This is a genomic window from Telluria sp. ZB2R32, assembly GCF_059685715.1.
The window spans coordinates 750,107-764,138 of record NZ_JCASIG010000001.1 but is presented as its reverse complement, the minus strand read 5'-3'; the positions used below and the strand labels follow the sequence as shown (position 1 = coordinate 764,138).

The 14,032-nt window shown below is 62.7% G+C and carries 14 protein-coding genes; 8 read left to right on the top strand and 6 right to left on the bottom strand.

Annotated elements, in window-relative coordinates; all coding sequences use genetic code 11:
• Positions 1-62: 62 nt before the first annotated feature.
• Positions 63-539, top strand: a complete 477-nt coding sequence (locus AC56LG_RS03270) for a hypothetical protein (protein WP_497164695.1) — start codon at positions 63-65, stop codon at positions 537-539.
• A 1-nt stretch (position 540) separates the two neighbouring features.
• Entirely contained in the window at positions 541-1,272 is a 732-nt protein-coding gene (locus AC56LG_RS03265) for a hypothetical protein (protein WP_497164694.1), read from the top strand.
• Between the two features lie 88 nt (positions 1,273-1,360).
• Here the strand turns inward: AC56LG_RS03265 and AC56LG_RS03260 are convergent, their stop codons facing one another.
• The 6 genes from AC56LG_RS03260 to AC56LG_RS03235 form a co-directional block, all read right to left on the bottom strand.
• Complete coding sequence (locus AC56LG_RS03260; protein WP_497164693.1) at positions 1,361-1,747, bottom strand: VOC family protein; 387 nt, start codon at positions 1,745-1,747, stop codon at positions 1,361-1,363.
• Positions 1,748-1,790: 43 nt separating this feature from the next.
• The gene (locus AC56LG_RS03255) at positions 1,791-2,210 is read right to left on the bottom strand and encodes a VOC family protein (RefSeq protein WP_497164692.1); all 420 of its coding nucleotides are present in this window, start codon (positions 2,208-2,210) and stop codon (positions 1,791-1,793) included.
• Between the two features lie 55 nt (positions 2,211-2,265).
• Positions 2,266-3,030 carry a LytR/AlgR family response regulator transcription factor gene (locus AC56LG_RS03250; RefSeq protein WP_497164691.1) on the bottom strand — a complete coding sequence of 255 codons (765 nt, stop codon included), beginning with the start codon at positions 3,028-3,030 and terminating at the stop codon, positions 2,266-2,268.
• Positions 3,030-3,920 (bottom strand): sensor histidine kinase, encoded by an 891-nt coding sequence (locus AC56LG_RS03245; protein WP_497164690.1) that lies wholly within the window; start codon positions 3,918-3,920, stop codon positions 3,030-3,032. The genes AC56LG_RS03250 and AC56LG_RS03245 overlap by 1 nt, the downstream gene beginning before the upstream one ends.
• A 2-nt stretch (positions 3,921-3,922) precedes the next feature.
• The gene (locus AC56LG_RS03240) at positions 3,923-4,174 is read right to left on the bottom strand and encodes a hypothetical protein (protein WP_497164689.1); all 252 of its coding nucleotides are present in this window, start codon (positions 4,172-4,174) and stop codon (positions 3,923-3,925) included.
• Positions 4,175-4,267: 93 nt separating this feature from the next.
• Positions 4,268-4,855, bottom strand: coding sequence for a GNAT family N-acetyltransferase (locus tag AC56LG_RS03235; protein WP_497164688.1), 588 nt, complete (start codon positions 4,853-4,855; stop codon positions 4,268-4,270).
• 315 nt (positions 4,856-5,170) lie between these two features.
• On the opposite strand from AC56LG_RS03235, the gene aptA reads away from it, so the two are divergent.
• The 6 genes from aptA (at position 5,171) to hydA (ending at position 13,922) form a co-directional block, all read left to right on the top strand.
• On the top strand, positions 5,171-6,487 hold the full coding sequence (gene aptA, locus AC56LG_RS03230; protein WP_497164687.1) for an omega-aminotransferase AptA: 1,317 nt from the start codon (positions 5,171-5,173) through the stop codon (positions 6,485-6,487).
• Positions 6,488-6,499: 12 nt separating this feature from the next.
• On the top strand, positions 6,500-8,002 hold the full coding sequence (locus AC56LG_RS03225) for a CoA-acylating methylmalonate-semialdehyde dehydrogenase (protein WP_497164686.1): 1,503 nt from the start codon (positions 6,500-6,502) through the stop codon (positions 8,000-8,002).
• 227 nt (positions 8,003-8,229) lie between these two features.
• Entirely contained in the window at positions 8,230-9,600 is a 1,371-nt protein-coding gene (locus AC56LG_RS03220) for an NAD(P)-dependent oxidoreductase (RefSeq protein ID WP_497164685.1), read from the top strand.
• Positions 9,588-10,922 (top strand): NAD-dependent dihydropyrimidine dehydrogenase subunit PreA, encoded by a 1,335-nt coding sequence (gene preA, locus AC56LG_RS03215; RefSeq protein ID WP_497164684.1) that lies wholly within the window; start codon positions 9,588-9,590, stop codon positions 10,920-10,922. The genes AC56LG_RS03220 and preA overlap by 13 nt, the downstream gene beginning before the upstream one ends.
• 107 nt (positions 10,923-11,029) lie before the next feature.
• Entirely contained in the window at positions 11,030-12,517 is a 1,488-nt protein-coding gene (locus tag AC56LG_RS03210; RefSeq protein ID WP_497164683.1) for an NCS1 family nucleobase:cation symporter-1, read from the top strand.
• A 13-nt stretch (positions 12,518-12,530) separates the two neighbouring features.
• Entirely contained in the window at positions 12,531-13,922 is a 1,392-nt protein-coding gene (gene hydA, locus AC56LG_RS03205) for a dihydropyrimidinase (protein ID WP_497164682.1), read from the top strand.
• Positions 13,923-14,032: the final 110 nt, after the last annotated feature.

The window sequence follows — 14,032 nt, the reverse complement described above, 5'->3', positions numbered from 1 at the left end:
AGCCTTGAAAGGGTATTTGGTTTCCGACGTGATCGGAACGCTGACAGGAAAAAATAAAAAAATTGGAGCTTTCTCATCCAAATTTCAGGCTAGGTTCTGAAGAGGCCAGATTCATTGGTGGTGGTTTTGGAAGAACTGGAAAGGCTGGATATGGCGGTTTCAAACGGATTATGATAACGAATGCTGAAAATTTTAAGAGTGGTGTAAAAATCCAGGCAATCGGCACTGTGATTGACTTGATTGTCGATGTCAACACTGTATATCTCGATGAAAAAGGAAGCCGCGACCTTTCCGAATTTCTTGGGCGCGCCGGTGTCTCAGTTTGCAAAGCCGGAGCGACGGCAGTGCTTGGGAGCCTGTTCGCTGCTGCAGCGACGGCAATGGTGACCGCTGCTGCTGCTGCAGTAGGACTAGCATCAGCCCCTTTACTTGCGGTGGTCGCAGTCGTAATTGGAGGCTATTACCTTGCAGCCACAATTGTCGACTATGTTGATGATACGGTCGGAATTAAGCAGGCAGTGGCTAATATGGCTCGCTAAAATGGCAAATCTCTCGTTCCAACATGTACTGTTGTCTCTTTTCGTCACCTCCGGCGGCACGATCGGCGGATGGGTTTTGACTGCCAAATTCGCTGGGGAGAAAGCTGCACTATCGTTTTTGCAAATAGGCTTAACCGCAGTTATGGTAATTGCATGTACACAAACGATATTTTTTTTGTTAGGTAAAAAAAGACTAATTTACCGGATTCTATTTAATGTTTCATTTGCATTAGGTATCGTTTGGTTTATGTTATGCATGTTGCTTCCAGTGTTATGGGTCCAATCCCTAACCAATGGCAGTAAAATTGCGCTGTTTTTGTTCTTGTTTATTCTTTGTGCCGACAATATATTGGCGGCAAGAAGCCAGTTTGAATCAAAATGGAAAAAGGGAGGAAAGCATTTTCTTAATAAGTATTATGACGAGAATTGCAGAGCTATAGACTGGTCAGAAATCCTAACTGAAATGAAGTTCTCCATAAGCTTGCAGGTTTGGGGAGTTCCAAAATCTCTTTATCCTGCAATTTCATTTATTTCTGTTTTTTCAATGGTGGCTGGATTGTCGTTTAGAAATGTTTATCCAACGTTTAGTTTTTTTGCCTGGGGAATTCCATCCTGCTTGGTAATTTCTATATTCGTGCAAATGATTGGGTTGGGAATCGCTCAGTTCTTGAAGGTATCTTTCCTTGAAAAACAATATGGTGTACCGATTGCTCTAAATGATGCGAAGGAATGATCGGGAAGATATGGTGTCAGCTTCACCATATTCTACTTTGCAGCCAAATTCGCGCTTGTCATAACTTCGCTCGCTTAATAGTGCGTGATCAAGCCGCGCTTCCATCCATCTCCATCATCCCAAATATATTCCCATCCGGATCCTTGAAATACGCCAGCCACCCAACCCCGGCAATCGCCATTTTCGGCACACACAGCATCCCGCCGCCACCTTGCGCCTTCGCCATCGACGCATCCAGGTTGTCGACGTCGACCGTGATCACAAACGCATTCGGCGACGCCATCGGCCCCGGCGCCGGCCCGGGACGCGGCAGCAGGCCGCCGTTGATGCCCGGCTGGCTGTCCGGTCCCGTATTGATCATCCAGTATTCGCCCGCCGGGAATTTGGTGAAGGACCAGCCGAACAGGTTGGTATAAAAATCGATCAGCAGTTGCGGCTGGTTGGCGTGGATTTCGAAATGCACTGCGCGTGACATGACAGCTCCTTTCAGGCAACGATTCCGGTATCGCGTCGAAGATTCAGGATGACCCGCTGGGCTGCCACGGATCATAGGTGCCAATGCTCCAGACATACCCCTCGGGATCGCGACAAGTGAAGCCGCGCCCGCCGTAGTCCTCGTCGACCAGCGGGATGATGATGGCAGCGCCCGCATGCAGCGCGCGTGCATGGACGGCGTCGGCATCTGGGACGACTAGATAAATGGTTTGGGTCTGGCGTCCGCCGATCTCGTCGGGCTGGACGAGCATGTCGCCGTAGGCGGAACCGCCGCGTACCGAGCCGAGCATGATCATGGCGCCATCGAGCGCTAATTCCGCGTGGGCGACGGTGCCGTTGTCGCCGTCGACAACCAGGTGCTGTTCAAAGCCGAAGACTTCGCACAGCCAGGCGATCGCCTTGTGGGCGTCGCGGTAACGCAAGCAGGGAACGACAGCGGCCATTGCAATCTCCGGTAGCGAATCGTTAACCGATAGTACACCCGCCTGCGAGCAATAATTACATCTGTTGGAACAGATGCGAATGATTGCGGCTGACCTCGAGCTCCTGCGGGTAATTGCGTACGCGCAGCATCTGGCGCCCGCGCAGGTCGCGCGAGACTTCGGCGATCGCGTCCACCCGCACCAGCGTCGAGCGGTGGATGCGCCAGAATTCGTCGGGGTCGAGTTCGTCGGCCAGTTCTTTGAGCGTTTTACGGATCAGAAGTTCGGCCGTGGCCGTTTGCACGCGCGTGTATTTTTCGTCGGACTGGAAAAACAGGATTTCGCGCGTGCTCACCATGCGCAGGCTGCCGCCCACTTGCGCCTGGATCCAGCGCAGGTAGGACGGCTTCGGCTTGGTCCCTTGCTGTTGCAGCAGGCTGCCCAACTGCGCCAATTGGGCGCCAATGTCCTGCGGCGTTTTCTGCAGGCGCTGGCGCAGGCGCTCGCAGGTGGTGGCGAGACGCTCGGCGCTGACGGGTTTCAGCAGGTAGTCGATGGCGCCGTGCTCGAAAGCGTCGACCGCGTACTGGTCGTAGGCGGTGGCGAACACGATATGGCAGCGGTCGTACAGCTGGCGCGCCGCTTCGATGCCGCCCATGCCGGGCATGCGGATGTCGAGGAAGGCAATCTGCGGCTGATACTTGTTGGCCATTTCCACGGCTTCGATGCCGTTCGAGGCGAGGGCGACGACGTCGAGTTCGGGCCAGACTTCCAGCAGGCGCGCACGCAATTGTTCGCGCATCGCGGCTTCGTCGTCGGCGATCAGGGCGGTTGCTCTCATTATGCTCCCTCCATCATCTGATAAGGAATGCGCACCGAGGCGCAGGCGCCGCCGCCGGGCGGGGCTTCGATCACCAGCTCGGCGCGGGTGCCGTACAGCAGGTGCAGGCGTTCGCGGATGTTGGCGAGACCGACGCCGTCGTCCGCATGCAGGTCGATGCCGACGCCATCGTCGCACACGTCGACGATCAGGATGGCGCCGTCGACGCGGGCGCGGACAAGGATGGTGCCGCCCGCGATCTTCGGTTCCAGTCCGTGCTTGATCGCGTTTTCGATCAGGGTTTGCAGCATCATCGGCGGGAAGGGCGCGCTACCGAGGAAGTCGGGCACCTCGAAGCGCAGCGCGAGCCGTTCCTTCATGCGCGCCTGCATGATGGCGAGATAGGCGCGCGACAGTTCCAGCTGCTTGCCAAGGGTGGCGCCGCCGTTCGAGCGCATCTGCGGCAGGCTCGAACGCAGGTAGGCAATCAGGTGGGCGTGCACCTTGGCCGCTTCCGGCGGATCGGTCTCGATCAGGCGCCCGATCAGGGCCAGCGTGTTGAACAGGAAGTGCGGCTCGACCTGGGCCTGCAGGGCCGCCATCTGCGCCTCGGTCAGGCGCCGCTCGAGAGTGGCGACTTCGGCTTTCAAGGTTGCGTCCTTGGCCACCAGTTCGGCGCGGCGCTTGCCGCCGGCCAGCACCTTGATGCCGAACGAGATGACGAAATACCAGAGCGCCGGCTCAGGCGTGTTCAGCATGCCGAACAAGACGAGCGTGAGCAGCCAGGTCACGGCCAGCTTGCGCCAGTCGACCACCGCGACCCAGTCGAAAAACGCCCACCAAAGCTTGCTCACTTCAGTGAGGGTTTCGCGCATGAGGTCGAGGGCGCGGTTGATCTGGCTTGCTTGCATGGTCAGTCCTCGAGCAGGGTGGTCTTGTCGCCGTTAATCGCCAGCACCGCGTACTTGATCGCCAGGAAGATCGCGAACAGCACCAGCGCGGTCGGGATGACGGCAATGGCGCAGGCGGTCAGGAAGGCCGCCAGCAGCAGCGCCGGCCAGGGCAGGGCGGAGAAGGTGCGCAGGCCGCCGCGCAGCAGGCGCAGGCCGCGCTCGGCGGCATCTTCGAGTTCGGCGGCGAAGGATTGGAAGGTGGTCGTTTTCATGGAGTGCTCCTCGTGGTGAAGGTTGATGGAGGCACTGTAACCCCGCCGGCATAGGGCGGCGAGCCCCATCCGACGAAGTGCCGGTTCCGCGGGCTAACCGGTAGCGCCGGGCGACGAACGGGACAGCACGCATTCGTCCCAGTAGCGTCTGAGCAGGCCATAAAAGGCGGTATCGGCGAACTCGCCATGCACGAACCAGCGCTCCGGCATGGTGCCCTCGTAGCGGAAACCGAGGCGCTCCAGCAGGCGCGCCGAGGCGGTGTTGCGCGGATCGATGTCGGCCTCGATGCGGTTCATGTCGAGACTTGTAAAGGCATGGCCGAGCAGGGCGTCGAGTGCCTCGTAGGCATAGCCGCGGCCCCAGTGGGCGCTGCCCAGCGCATAGCCGAGTTCACAGCGCCGGTTCTGCGCGAAAAAGCCGCGCAGGTTGCAGATGCCGATCAATTCGTCCGTGCCGGCGAGCGCGATCGCATACCGGCTCAGTCCGCCTTCGCGGTAGGCCTGCATGGCTTCCTCGATCATTTGGTCAGCCTGGGCCAGCTCGGTCCAGGCGCCGGTCGACCAGAAGCGCACGACCTCGGCGTCGGAAAACACCCGGAACAGCGCCGCGGCGTCGTCATGGGTGAAGGGACGCAGCCGCAGGCGCGCGGTCGTGAGAACGGGTGGCAGGATGTCGGGCATGATTTTTCTCCATCGGCCTCGCGATTTGCTTATCCGCGATGGCTGAGTTTGCGTTAGATCAAAGGCATTGGCATTCTCATACTGGCGGCATGCCAGGTGATTTAGCATGCACCTTCGTTGCCGTTGACTTCGCATATATCCAAATGGATATGACCGCATCAAGGCGCGCGTTTATATTACCGGATCGGCAGGATCTTTTGCATTTTTGCAACGACGCATGCCTGGCCCGGGGAGTCCGGGCCTTTACATTCGCGGCGCCGGCGTGCATTGTTAAGATTGCCTCATCGTTTTGACCAAAAACAAGGGAGAGCCTGCATGAACGAGTCCAGACCCGAATCGATGTCCGCCTTCTGGATGCCATTCACGAACAACCGCGACTTCAAGGCCAATCCGCGCCTGCTGGTCTCGGCCGAAGGCATGTATTACAAGGATGTGGACGGCAACCAGATCCTCGACGGCACCGCCGGTTTGTGGTGCGTGCCCTGCGGCCATGCCCAGCCGAAGATCGTCGCCGCGGTGCGCGAGATGATCGGCCAGCTCGATTTCGCGCCCACCTTCCAGATGGGGCATCCGGCCGCCTTCGACCTGGCCGAGCGGCTGATGGACTACACCGGGCACAAGTTCGGGCATGTGTTCTACACCAACTCCGGTTCCGAAGCGGTCGATACCGCGCTGAAGATCGCACTGGCCTATCACAAGGCGCGTGGCGAGGGCGGGCGCACCCGCCTGATCGGGCGCGAGCGCGGTTATCACGGCGTCGGGTTCGGCGGCCTGTCGGTGGGCGGCATCGGCCCCAACCGCAAGCATTTCGGCCCCTTGCTGCCCGGCGTCGACCACTTGCCGCACACGCACAACCTGCTGAAAAACGCCTTTTCGCGCGGCGAGCCGGACTTCGGTGTCGAACTGGCGGACGAACTCGAACGCCTGGTCGCGCTGCACGATGCCTCGACGATTGCCGCCGTGATCATCGAACCGGTCTCCGGCTCCACCGGCGTGCTGGTGCCGCCGAAGGGTTACCTGAAGCGCCTGCGCGAGATCTGCACCAAACACGGCATCCTGCTGATTTTCGACGAAGTCATTACCGGCTTCGGCCGCCTGACGACGCCGTTCGCGGCCGACTATTTCGAGGTCGAGCCGGACATGATGACGACCGCAAAGGGGCTGACCAATGGCGTGATCCCGATGGGCGCGGTGTTCAGCAAGCAGTTCATCCACGACGCTTTCATGGACGCCCCCGCTGGCATCGAACTGTTCCACGGCTATACCTATTCCGGCCACCCGGTCGCCTGCGCTGCTTCCCTGGCCACGCTCGAGGTGTTCAAGGACCAGCAAATACTGGAACACGCCAAGGGCATGCAAGCCTATTGGGAAGACGCGGTGCATGCCCTGAAAGGGCTGCCGCACGTGATCGACCTGCGCACCATCGGCCTGATCGCCGGCATCGAGCTCGAACCGATTGCCGGCAAGCCCGGTGCGCGCGCCTTCCAGGCGTTCAAGAAGGCTTTTGCCGACGGCATCCTGATCCGCACCACGGGCGACATCATCGCGCTGTCGCCGCCCCTCATCTTAGAGAAACAGCATATCGACGAATTGTTCGGCAAGCTGGCTACCGTATTGAAGAACCTGGACTAGAAGAGACAACACATGAATCAACTTGAGGTGATTGGCCACTTTATTGGCGGCCACGTCGTCGACACGGCGGGCGACCGTTACGCCGACGTGTTCAATCCGGCACGGGGCGAACCCTGCGCCCGCGTGACGCTGGCCGGCGTCGACGAAGTCAACGCCGCCGTCTTCGCTGCGCAGGCGGCATTCCCGGCCTGGGCCGCCACGCCGCCGCTGGCGCGCTCGCGCATCCTGTTCAAATACCTGCAGCTGTGCCAGCAGCACACCGACGAATTCGCGGCGATGATCACGCGCGAACACGGCAAGACCTTCAGTGACGCCCAAGGGGAAGTGGCGCGCGGGATCGAAGTCGTGGAATTCGCCTGCGGGATTCCGCAACTCTTAAAAGGCGAATTCACCGACCAGATCGCGCGCGGCATCGACGCCTGGTCGATGCGCCAGCCGCTCGGTGTGGTGGCCGGCATCACGCCGTTTAATTTCCCGGTGATGGTGCCGATGTGGATGTTCCCGGTGGCGATCGCCTGCGGCAATACCTTCGTGCTGAAACCGTCGGAACGCGACCCGTCGCCGTCGCTGCTGCATGCGCGCCTGCTGAAGGAAGCCGGGTTGCCGGACGGCGTCTTCAACGTGGTGCAGGGAGATAAAGTGGCGGTCGACGCGCTGCTCGACAACCGCGACGTGCAAGCCATCAGCTTCGTCGGCTCGACGCCGATCGCCGAATACATCTATGCCCGAGGCAGCGCCAACGGCAAGCGCGTGCAGGCTCTGGGCGGCGCCAAGAACCACATGGTGGTCATGCCCGACGCGGACATGGAGATGGCAGTCGACGCCCTGATCGGCGCCGCCTACGGTTCCGCGGGCGAACGCTGCATGGCGATCTCGGTGGCGGTGGCCATCGGCGACGCCGGCGACAAGCTGGTGGCCACGCTGGCCGAACGCACAAAAAACCTCAAAATTGGCGACGGCATGAGCGCCGGCGCCGAGATGGGGCCGGTCGTGACCCAAACGGCGCGCCAGCGCATCGAACGCCTGATCGGAGAGGGCGTGGAGCAGGGCGCGACGCTGGTCGTCGATGGCCGCGGGCACCAGGTTGCCGGTTTCGAAAACGGCTTTTTTGTGGGCGGCACCCTGTTCGATCACGTCAAACCCGAGATGAGCATCTATCAGGAAGAGATCTTCGGCCCGGTGCTGTGCGTGGTGCGCCTGCCGGACGTCGGCAGCGCGGTCGAACTGATCAACGCCAACGAGTACGGCAACGGCGTCGCCGTCTTTACCCGCGACGGCGGCGTGGCGCGCGAATTCGTACGCCAGATCCAGGTCGGCATGGTGGGCGTGAACGTGCCGCTGCCGGTGCCGATGGCCTTCAACAGCTTCGGCGGCTGGAAGCGCAGCATGTTCGGCGACCACCACGCCTACGGCCCTGAAGGCGTGCGTTTTTACACGCGCCACAAGGCGGTGATGCAGCGCTGGCCGAATACCGCCAGCGCCGGCGTCGAGTTCGCGTTCCCGCAGATGAAATAACCGGTGTCGACCGTAGGGTGGGCGCCCCGTGCCCACGCGGACCGATGCGTCATGTTGGCCGCAGTACGGGCGACCCGATAACGCAAAACGAAGGAACGTAAGGTGGGCGGGTCTCCCGCCCACGCGGTGATAGTTATCGCAAGATCAGCCGCACGAGCAAAACAGCACCCGCAGCACCGCATGAAGCAGTCGAACACCAGCACTCCAACAATAAAACAGGGATGCACATGATCGAGACTCTCCAGCACCTGCCAGCGGCCGCCGATTCGCACGGCGCGCTCGCGGCGCAATTCACGGACCTGGCGCCGCCCCTGACAGCCCGCCAGGCGGCCATCGAGGCGGCCCGCTGCCTGTACTGTTACGACGCTCCCTGCATGCGCGCCTGTCCCACCGGCATCGACGTCGCCAGCTTTATCCGCAACATCCACGACCAGAACATCAACGGCGCTGCTATCGGCATCCTCAAGGCCAACATTTTCGGCGGCAGTTGCGCGCGCGTTTGCCCGACCGAGATCCTGTGCGAGGATGCCTGCGTGCGCAACCACTATGCCGAACGCGAGCCGGTGAAAATCGGCCTGCTGCAGCGCCACGCGATCGACAATGCCCGCTTCGCCGGCCACCCGTTCGCGCGCGCACCCGCGACCGGCAAGACGATCGCCGTGGTCGGCGCCGGTCCCGCCGGCCTGTCCTGCGCGCACCGCCTCGCCATGCTCGGCCACGACGTCGTCGTGTTCGAAGCGAAGCCGAAAGCCGGCGGCCTGAACGAATACGGCATCGCCAAATACAAGCTGCCCGGCGAGTTCGCCCAGCAGGAAGTCGATTTCCTGCTGTCGATCGGCGGCATCGACATCCAGTACGGCCAGGCGCTGGGCGACAACCTGCAACTGCAGGACCTGCACGCCCGTTTCGACGCCGTCTTCCTCGGCCTCGGCCTGGGCGCCAGCCGCCGCCTCGGCCTCACCGGCGAAGAGGCGCCGGGACTGATGGCGGCCACCGACTACATTGCCGCACTGCGCCAGGCGAGCGATCTCTCGACCCTGCCGGTGCCGCGCCGCGCCATCGTCATCGGTGCCGGCAATACGGCGATCGACATGGCGGTGCAACTGAAACGTCTGGGTGCCGACGAAGTGACGCTGGTCTACCGGCGCGGCTTCGACGCCATGAGTGCCACCGGCCACGAGATCGAGATCGCCAAAACCAACTTCGTGCGCATCAAGACCTGGGCTTCGCCGCTGGAAGTGCTGGTCGACGAGGGCGGCCGCGTGGCCGGCATGCGCTTCGAGGAAACGCGCATGGACGAGGGACGGCTGGCGCGTACCGGCGCCTTTATCGAGATCGCGGCCGACGCCGTCTTCAAGGCCATCGGCCAGGCGATGGCGCCGCCGCCGGAACTCGACGCCTTGGCTCAGGACCTGTGGCGCGATGGCGAGCGCATCGCCGTCGACGCCGCGCTGCGCACCAAAGTCCCCGGCATCTACGCCGGCGGCGACTGCGTCGCGCTGGGCCAGGACCTGACGGTGCAGGCGGTCCAGCACGGCAAACTGGCCGCTCTGGCCATTCATGACGACATCGCAGCGGGGGCAGCATGGCCGACCTGAGCATCGATTTTTGCGGCATCAAGAGCCCGAATCCGTTCTGGCTGGCTTCGGCGCCGCCGACCGACAAGGCGTACAACGTGGTGCGCGCCTTCGAAGCGGGCTGGGGCGGCGTGGTGTGGAAGACGCTGGGCGAAGATCCGCCGGCCGTCAACGTATCGTCGCGCTACTCGGCCCATTACGGCAAGAACCGCGAAGTCATCGGCTTCAACAACATCGAGTTGATCACCGACCGCAGCCTGGAAATCAACCTGCGCGAAATCACGGCCGTGAAAAAGGCCTGGCCCGACCGCGCGATGGTCGTCTCGCTGATGCTGCCGTGCGAGGAAGCGCTGTGGGCGGCCATCTTGCCGCTGGTGGAAGCGACCGGCGCCGACGGTATCGAACTGAACTTCGGCTGCCCGCACGGCATGCCCGAGCGCGGCATGGGCGCGGCCGTGGGACAGGTGCCCGAATACGTGCAGATGGTCACCAGCTGGTGCAAGAAGCACACGCGCCTGCCCGTGATCGTCAAACTTACGCCCAACATCACCGACGTGCGCGCGCCGGCACGGGCGGCGCTGGCCGGCGGGGCCGATGCGGTCTCGCTGATCAACACGGTCAATTCGATCACCCATCTCGACCTCGACCGCATGATCGCGTTCCCGGCAGTCGGGAATGCCAGCACCCACGGCGGCTATTGCGGCTCGGCCGTAAAACCGATCGCCCTGAACATGGTGGCCGAGATCGCGCGCGATCCGATCACGGCCGGCTTGCCGATTTCCGGCATCGGCGGCATCGGCAACTGGCGCGATGCGGCCGAATTTATCGCCCTCGGCGCCGGCTCGGTGCAAGTCTGCACGGCGGCGATGCTGCACGGTTTCCGCATCGTCGAAGAGATGAAGGATGGCTTGTCGCGCTGGATGGACGAGAAGGGCTACGCCAACATCGCCGCCTTTTCGCGCAAGGCCGTGCCGAACACAACCGACTGGAAATACCTGGACATGAATTACCAGGTGATCGCCCAAATCGACCAGGACAAGTGCATTGGCTGCGGCAAGTGTTTCGTTGCCTGCGAAGATACCTCGCACCAGGCCATCGCGCAGCTGGTGCTGGAAAACGGCGCGCGCCGCTACGAGGTGATCGAGGGCGAATGCGTCGGCTGCAACCTGTGCGAAATCACTTGTCCGGTCGTGGCTTGCATCGCCATGGTGGCGCAGGAGACGGATAAACCGTACATGAACTGGACGCAGGATCCGCGCAACCCGCGGGCGGAGATCCGGCCGCCGGCAGGCATGACGGAAGCGGTCGCAGCGACTGAGCCGGCCTGGGTTGAGCCGGCCTGAACGGGGGCAGGCGCGGGCGGCTAGCCGCTCGCGCCTGCATAAATGTTTGCGCTACACTGGGTTGAACCCGCAACCTGTTTGGAGAGACCCGTTTGAAAGAGCCTACTGTGACGCAACACCCTGTCAGCAACGAACTCTGGAACCACGACCTGGCGCCGACCAGCGCCGCCCAGCGCACCTGGCGCTGGTATCACTTCGCCGCGCTCTGGGTCGGCATGGTGATCAGCATTCCGGCCTACATGCTGGCCTCGAGCCTGATCGAAAGCGGAATGTCGGCCTGGCAGGCCGTGGTGACCGTGTTCCTCGCCAACGTGATCGTGCTGCTGCCGATGCTCCTGATCGGCCACGCCGGCACCAAATACGGCATTCCCTACGCGGTGCTGGCGCGCGCTTCCTTCGGCACGCGCGGCGCGCGCCTGCCGGCGCTGATGCGCGCAATCGTCGCCTGCGGCTGGTACGGCATCCAGACCTGGTTCGGCGGCAGCATGATCTATACGCTGCTGGGCGTGCTGCTGGGCAGTCCGATCGGCGGCGACAACCTGCCGGGCCTGGGGATCAACGGCGGCCAGCTGGCCTGCTTCCTGGCCTTCTGGGCGATCCAGATGTATTTCGTCGTGCACGGCATGGAATCGATCCGCAAGCTGGAAACCTATACCGCGCCGCTGAAGATCGCGATCTGCTTCGTACTGCTCTGGTGGGTCTACGACAAGGTCGGCGGCTTCGGGCCGCTGCTCGGCCAGCCCTCGCAGTTCGTCGAAGGCGGATCGAAAGCGGGCCTGTTCTGGTCCGTGTTCTGGCCTTCGCTTACCGCCATGATCGGCTACTGGGCCACGCTGGCGCTGAACATCCCCGACTTCACCCGCTTCGCCAGGACCCAGCGCGACCAGGTGGTCGGCCAGTCGCTCGGCCTGCCGCTGCCGATGGCGCTGCTGGCGGCGCTGGCCGTCACCGTCACCTCGGCCACGATCGTCCTCTACGGCAAAGCCTTGTGGGACCCGGTCGACGTCGCCAGCCGCATGACGGGCGTGGCGGTGCTGGTGGCGCTATTGATCTTGCTGATCGATACCGCCAGCGTCAACCTGGCGGCCAACCTGGTCGGGCCGGCCTACGATTTTTCGGCGCTGTCGCCGCAGCGCATCTCCTACCGCGTCGGCGGCTACATCACGGCCGGCATCGCGCTGGCGATGATGCCCTGGAAAATCCTCGAGTCTTCGCAGAACTACATCTTCATCTGGCTGACCGGCTATTCGGCGCTGCTCGGGCCGATCGCCGGCATCATGATCATCGACTACTACTTCATCCGCAAGACCGAACTCGACGTCGGCCAGCTGTACCGCGACGAGGGTGCCTACACCTACCGCGGCGGCTGGAACATCGCCGCGATCGTCGCCTTTGCCGCGGGCGTGCTGCCCAACCTGCCTGGCTTCCTGAATGCGGCCTTGCCCGCTTCGTTCCCGCACGTGAGCGAGGCGTTCAAGTCGATCTATACCTATGCCTGGTTCGTCGGCGTCGTCATCGCCGCCATCGTGTATGGCCTGATGATGAAGGGCCGCACGGCGCAGCCGGTGCGCACGGCAGCAAATTCCCCAACCTGACAATGGAGTGTCCATGACGACGATCATCCGTGGCGGTACCATCGTGAACGCCGACCGCGCCTTTCGCGGCGACGTGCTCTGTTTCGGCGACAAGATCGTCGCCGTCGGCGAGAGCATCGACGCGCCCGCGAACGCCACCGTGATCGACGCGGGCGGCCAGTACGTGATGCCGGGCGGGATCGACACCCACACGCACATGCAGCTGCCCTTCATGGGCACTGTCACCGCCGACGATTTCTTTACCGGCACCGCGGCGGGGCTGGCCGGCGGCACCACGACGATCATGGATTTCGTGATTCCCGACCCCAAGCAGCCGCTGATGGAAGCCTGGCGTAACTGGCGCGGCTGGGCGCGGAAAGCGGCTGGCGACTATACCTTCCACGTGGCCGTGACCTGGTGGGACGACTCGGTGCATGCCGACATGGGCACGCTGGTGCGCGAGCATGGCGTCAACAGTTTCAAGCACTTCATGGCGTACAAAAACGCGATCATGGCCGACGACGAAACGCTCGTGAAGAGTTTCAGGCGCGCGCTGGAACTGGGCGCGATCCCGACCGTGCACGCCGAGAACGGCGAACTGGTCTTCCAGTTGCAGCAGGAACTGCTGGCACGCGGCATCACCGGCGCGAAGGCGCACCCGCTGTCGCGCCCGCCCGAAGTCGAGGCCGAGGCGGCGAACCGCGCGATCGCAATCGCCAACGTGCTCGGCACGCCGGTGTACATCGTGCACGTATCCTGCGCCGAGTCGCTGGAGGCCATTTCCCGTGCCCGCGCCAGGGGCCAGCGCGTCTACGGCGAAGCGCTGGCCGGGCACCTGGTCATCGACGACAGCGTGTACGCCAGCGAAGACGAAGACTTTGCCCGCGGCCACGTGATGAGCCCGCCGTTTCGCGGCAAGCATCACCAGGCGGCGCTGTGGCAGGGCCTGCGCGGCGGCAACCTGCATACGACGGCGACCGACCATTGCACCTTCTGCGCCGAGCAAAAAGCGGTCGGCGCCGGCAACTTCACACGCATCCCGAACGGCTGCGGCGGCGTCGAAGAGCGCATGGCGGTGGTCTGGGATGCGGGCGTGAATTCCGGCACCCTGACGCCATCGGAATTCGTGCGCGTCACCTCGACCAACGCCGCACAAATTTTCAATATGTACCCGCGCAAGGGCGTAATCGCGGTTGGCGCCGATGCCGACATCGTCGTCTGGGACCCGCACGGCAGCCGCACGATTTCCAGTAAAACCCAGTTCGCGAAAGGCGGCTTCAACGTCTTCGAAGGCCGCACCGTGCGCGGCATCCCGACCCACACCGTCGCTGCCGGCAAGCTCGTCTTCGAGCGCGGCGACCTGCGCGCCGAAGAGGGCGCCGGCCGACACATCGACCGGCCAGCGTTCGCCCCGACCCAAGCCTAGACCCGTAAGGTGGGCGGGTCCTCCCGCCCACGCGTTCAACGCACGCCCGCATATCACACCGCGATTCAGCACCGCTATTTGGAGTTCAACGCACGCTCGCACGCCGTACC

Excerpts from the sequence above, each read along its gene's own strand:
- AC56LG_RS03250 (WP_497164691.1), bottom strand. The coding sequence starts at position 3,030 with ATGAGAGCAACCGCCCTGATCGCCGACGACGAAGCCGCGATGCGCGAA.
- AC56LG_RS03245 (WP_497164690.1), bottom strand. The coding sequence starts at position 3,920 with ATGCAAGCAAGCCAGATCAACCGCGCCCTCGACCTCATGCGCGAAACC.
- aptA (WP_497164687.1), top strand. The coding sequence starts at position 5,171 with ATGAACGAGTCCAGACCCGAATCGATGTCCGCCTTCTGGATGCCATTC.
- AC56LG_RS03220 (WP_497164685.1), top strand. The coding sequence starts at position 8,230 with ATGATCGAGACTCTCCAGCACCTGCCAGCGGCCGCCGATTCGCACGGC.
- preA (WP_497164684.1), top strand. The coding sequence starts at position 9,588 with ATGGCCGACCTGAGCATCGATTTTTGCGGCATCAAGAGCCCGAATCCG.
- AC56LG_RS03260 (WP_497164693.1), bottom strand. The coding sequence starts at position 1,747 with ATGTCACGCGCAGTGCATTTCGAAATCCACGCCAACCAGCCGCAACTG.
- AC56LG_RS03225 (WP_497164686.1), top strand. The coding sequence starts at position 6,500 with ATGAATCAACTTGAGGTGATTGGCCACTTTATTGGCGGCCACGTCGTC.
- hydA (WP_497164682.1), top strand. The coding sequence starts at position 12,531 with ATGACGACGATCATCCGTGGCGGTACCATCGTGAACGCCGACCGCGCC.
- AC56LG_RS03255 (WP_497164692.1), bottom strand. The coding sequence starts at position 2,210 with ATGGCCGCTGTCGTTCCCTGCTTGCGTTACCGCGACGCCCACAAGGCG.
- AC56LG_RS03235 (WP_497164688.1), bottom strand. The coding sequence starts at position 4,855 with ATGCCCGACATCCTGCCACCCGTTCTCACGACCGCGCGCCTGCGGCTG.
- AC56LG_RS03265 (WP_497164694.1), top strand. The coding sequence starts at position 541 with ATGGCAAATCTCTCGTTCCAACATGTACTGTTGTCTCTTTTCGTCACC.
- AC56LG_RS03240 (WP_497164689.1), bottom strand. The coding sequence starts at position 4,174 with ATGAAAACGACCACCTTCCAATCCTTCGCCGCCGAACTCGAAGATGCC.